This is a genomic window from Photobacterium sagamiensis (assembly GCF_050337085.1).
In the GTDB taxonomy this organism is placed as follows: domain Bacteria; phylum Pseudomonadota; class Gammaproteobacteria; order Enterobacterales; family Vibrionaceae; genus Photobacterium; species Photobacterium sagamiensis.
On record NZ_JAKJSP010000006.1, the window covers coordinates 1 to 4,799 of the forward strand.

The 4,799-nt window shown below is 49.4% G+C and carries 3 tRNA genes and 4 rRNA genes; all 7 read left to right on the forward strand.

What is annotated here, in order from left to right:
• A 16S ribosomal RNA gene (locus tag L4D76_RS00645) occupies positions 1 to 132 on the forward strand; the annotation flags it as partial.
• A 92-nt stretch (positions 133 to 224) separates the two neighbouring features.
• Positions 225 to 300 (forward strand) — tRNA-Glu (locus L4D76_RS00650).
• Positions 301 to 318: 18 nt separating this feature from the next.
• Positions 319 to 394: transfer RNA gene (locus L4D76_RS00655), tRNA-Lys, on the forward strand.
• Positions 395 to 423: 29 nt separating this feature from the next.
• Positions 424 to 499: transfer RNA gene (locus L4D76_RS00660), tRNA-Val, on the forward strand.
• 360 nt (positions 500 to 859) lie between these two features.
• A 23S ribosomal RNA gene (locus tag L4D76_RS00665) occupies positions 860 to 3,750 on the forward strand.
• A gap of 125 nt (positions 3,751 to 3,875) precedes the next feature.
• Positions 3,876 to 3,991 (forward strand): 5S ribosomal RNA (gene rrf / locus L4D76_RS00670).
• 333 nt (positions 3,992 to 4,324) lie between these two features.
• Positions 4,325 to 4,799, forward strand: a 16S ribosomal RNA gene (locus L4D76_RS00675); the annotation flags it as partial.

Below are 4,799 nucleotides of genomic sequence, written 5' to 3' on the forward strand. Positions count from 1 at the left end.
CCATGGGAGTGGGCTGCACCAGAAGTAGATAGCTTAACCTTCGGGAGGGCGTTTACCACGGTGTGGTTCATGACTGGGGTGAAGTCGTAACAAGGTAGCCCTAGGGGAACCTGGGGCTGGATCACCTCCTTACCTAAAGACTTACTGTTTTATGCAGTGTCCACACAGATTGCTTGGTCGAAATGTAAAAGAACACGATGTTACCCAATAACATCGAAAACTTAGTCCCGTTCGTCTAGAGGCCTAGGACACCGCCCTTTCACGGCGGTAACAGGGGTTCGACTCCCCTACGGGACGCCACTTCTTTTAAAGAAGTATGGGTCGTTAGCTCAGTTGGTAGAGCAGTTGACTTTTAATCAATTGGTCGCAGGTTCGAATCCTGCACGACCCACCATCTTCTCTTCGAGGATGTAAAACTTCGGAGGGCGATTAGCTCAGTTGGGAGAGCACCTCCCTTACAAGGAGGGGGTCACTGGTTCGAGCCCGGTATCGCCCACCATTTCTTCCTAATACTTCGTTATGAAGTTCGTCGTTTAGTGTACTAAACGTCCTCTCTTCATGCCTTGTCTTAGCAAGGAAACCACTTTGTAAGAATACTGTTTAGTGTTTTTAGAAAGTGGACAACTTCTTAGGAAGTTCAACACAATGTTCTTTAACAATCTGGAAAGCTGACTAGTAAATTGAATTTTCGAATTCAATTACAAATGTTTTTTATGACTTCTTATTTAAAGAAGGGATAAAAAACGAGTTCTCAAAACAAACACATTCAAGTGTCTTGTGTAGAGTCCGGCGAAAACAAATCCTCTCTTTTAAGAGAGAAACCTTGGTTGTTGCCATACGAAACCTCTTGGGGTTGTATGGTTAAGTGACTAAGCGTACACGGTGGATGCCTTGGCAGTCAGAGGCGATGAAGGACGTATTAACTTGCGATAAGCGTAGATTAGGCAGTAAAAGCCACTTGAGTCTGCGATTTCCGAATGGGGAAACCCACTGGCATAAGCCAGTATCGYNAYGTGAATACATAGCGTAGCGAGGCGAACCGGGGGAACTGAAACATCTAAGTACCCCGAGGAAGAGAAATCAATTGAGATTCCGGCAGTAGCGGCGAGCGACCCCGGATTAGCCCTTAAGCTTCATAGCTGTTAGGTGAATGTGCTGGAAAGCACAGCGRAACAAGGTGATAGCCCTGTAACCGACAAYGCCTTTGAAGTGAAATCGAGTAGGACGGGACACGTGATATCCTGTCTGAACATGGGGGGACCATCCTCCAAGGCTAAATACTCCTGACTGACCGATAGTGAACCAGTACCGTGAGGGAAAGGCGAAAAGAACCCCTGTGAGGGGAGTGAAATAGAACCTGAAACCGTGTACGTACAAGCAGTAGGAGCCCACTTGTTGGGTGACTGCGTACCTTTTGTATAATGGGTCAGCGACTTAATTTTAGTAGCAAGGTTAACCGATTAGGGGAGCCGTAGGGAAACCGAGTCTTAACTGGGCGTACAGTTGCTAGGATTAGACCCGAAACCAGGTGATCTAGCCATGGGCAGGTTGAAGGTGAGGTAACACTTACTGGAGGACCGAACCGACTAATGTTGAAAAATTAGCGGATGACTTGTGGCTAGGGGTGAAAGGCCAATCAAACCTGGAGATAGCTGGTTCTCCCCGAAAGCTATTTAGGTAGCGCCTCGGACGAATACTACTGGGGGTAGAGCACTGTTAAGGCTAGGGGGTCATCCCGACTTACCAACCCTTTGCAAACTCCGAATACCAGTAAGTACTATCCGGGAGACACACGGCGGGTGCTAACGTCCGTCGTGGAGAGGGAAACAACCCAGACCGCCAGCTAAGGTCCCAAAGTTATAGCTAAGTGGGAAACGATGTGGGAAGGCTCAGACAGCCAGGATGTTGGCTTAGAAGCAGCCATCATTTAAAGAAAGCGTAATAGCTCACTGGTCGAGTCGGCCTGCGCGGAAGATTTAACGGGGCTAAGCTATACACCGAAGCTGCGGCAATATGACTTGTCATATTGGGTAGGGGAGCGTTCTGTAAGCCGTTGAAGGTGTGTCGTAAGGCATGCTGGAGGTATCAGAAGTGCGAATGCTGACATGAGTAACGATAAAGGGAGTGAAAAACTCCCTCGCCGGAAGATCAAGGTTTCCTGTCCAACGTTAATCGGGGCAGGGTAAGTCGACCCCTAAGGCGAGGCCGAAAGGCGTAGTCGATGGGAAACAGGTTAATATTCCTGTACTTCTTATAACTGCGATGGGGGGACGGAGAAGGCTAGGTGGGCCAGGCGACGGTTGTCCTGGTTCAAGGGTGTAGGCTGTATTCTTAGGTAAATCCGGGAATACGCTAGGCTGAGACCCGATGTCGAGTCACTACGGTGATGAAGTCATTGATGCCATGCTTCCGGGAAAAGCCTCTAAGCTTCAGGTTATAAGGAATCGTACTCCAAACCGACACAGGTGATCAGGTAGAGAATACCAAGGCGCTTGAGAGAACTCGGGTGAAGGAACTAGGCAAAATGGTACCGTAACTTCGGGAGAAGGTACGCTCCYGGCGGTGANGNNNCTTGCNNNYNRAGCTRNTGGGAGTCGCAGATACCAGGTGGCTGCAACTGTTTATTAAAAACACAGCACTGTGCAAAATCGAAAGATGACGTATACGGTGTGACGCCTGCCCGGTGCCGGAAGGTTAATTGATGGGGTTAGACTTCGGTCGAAGCTCTTGATCGAAGCCCCGGTAAACGGCGGCCGTAACTATAACGGTCCTAAGGTAGCGAAATTCCTTGTCGGGTAAGTTCCGACCTGCACGAATGGCGTAATGATGGCCACGCTGTCTCCACCCGAGACTCAGTGAAATTGAAATCGCAGTGAAGATGCTGTGTACCCGCGGCTAGACGGAAAGACCCCGTGAACCTTTACTACAGCTTGGCACTGAACATTGACCCTACATGTGTAGGATAGGTGGGAGACTATGAAATACGGGCGCCAGTTCGTATGGAGTCATCCTTGAAATACCACCCTTGTCGTGTTGATGTTCTAACGTCGGTCCCTRATCGGGATTGCGGACAGTGCCTGGTGGGTAGTTTGACTGGGGCGGTCTCCTCCCAAAGAGTAACGGAGGAGCACGAAGGTGGGCTAATCACGGTCGGACATCGTGAGGTTAGTGCAATGGCATAAGCCCGCTTGACTGCGAGAATGACAATTCGAGCAGGTGCGAAAGCAGGTCATAGTGATCCGGTGGTTCTGAATGGAAGGGCCATCGCTCAACGGATAAAAGGTACTCCGGGGATAACAGGCTGATACCGCCCAAGAGTTCATATCGACGGCGGTGTTTGGCACCTCGATGTCGGCTCATCACATCCTGGGGCTGAAGTCGGTCCCAAGGGTATGGCTGTTCGCCATTTAAAGTGGTACGCGAGCTGGGTTTAGAACGTCGTGAGACAGTTCGGTCCCTATCTGCCGTGGGCGTTGGATGATTGAAGGGGGCTGCTCCTAGTACGAGAGGACCGGAGTGGACGAACCTCTGGTGTTCGGGTTGTTACGCCAGTAGCATTGCCCGGTAGCTAAGTTCGGAATCGATAACCGCTGAAAGCATCTAAGCGGGAAGCGAGCCCTGAGATGAGTCATCCCTGATACTNTAAGTATCCTAAAGGGTTGTTGAAGACTACGACGTAGATAGGCAGGGTGTGTAAGTGCTGCGAGGCATTGAGCTAACCTGTACTAATTGCCCGTGAGGCTTAACCATACAACACCCAAGGGGTTTTAACTGGACTCCATAAGCACTTGAATGGTGTTTGAGAACGATTTGCACGCTAGTTAGTTTTTCCAAGATTGCTATTTTCGGCTTTGGCCGGGAATAAACAGAATTTGTCTGGCGACCATAGCGCTGTGGCCCCACCTGATCCCATGCCGAACTCAGAAGTGAAACGCAGTAGCGCCGATGGTAGTGTGGGGTCTCCCCATGTGAGAGTAGGTCATCGCCAGGCTTTAATTTCGACTGACCTCGTCAGAGGTGAGTCACCATAAGGTTTTAAGTGAAAACTTAGAATATTATGTTGACTTTCAAAGTGGAAAGCGTATTATACGCCTCCTGCTTCAGCGTTAAACGCTTGAAAGCAAAGCTCTTTAACAATTTGACCATGCAATCTGTGTGGGCACTCGTGAAATGATTCGTCGAAAGATTTATCAATGAACTGAGTGACCTTAATCATCGCAAGATGACACAGTCAATTTATGCTTCATTACTTCTTTTAAAAGAAACGTGAAACAAGAAAATCAGTAAAAATCATTGAGCCGGTCCAAAAGGAACAACAAAACTTTAATTGAAGAGTTTGATCATGGCTCAGATTGAACGCTGGCGGCAGGCCTAACACATGCAAGTCGAGCGGTAACAGGAAGAAGCTTGCTTCTTTGCTGACGAGCGGCGGACGGGTGAGTAATGCCTGGGAATATGCCTTGATGTGGGGGATAACTATTGGAAACGATAGCTAATACCGCATAACGTCCTTGTTCATTACGAGCAGGGACCAAAGAGGGGGACCTTCGGGCCTCTCGCGTCAAGATTAGCCCAGGTGGGATTAGCTAGTTGGTGGGGTAAAGGCTCACCAAGGCAACGATCCCTAGCTGGTCTGAGAGGATGATCAGCCACACTGGAACTGAGACACGGTCCAGACTCCTACGGGAGGCAGCAGTGGGGAATATTGCACAATGGGGGAAACCCTGATGCAGCCATGCCGCGTGTATGAAGAAGGCCTTCGGGTTGTAAAGTACTTTCAGTCGTGAGGAAGGGTGGAT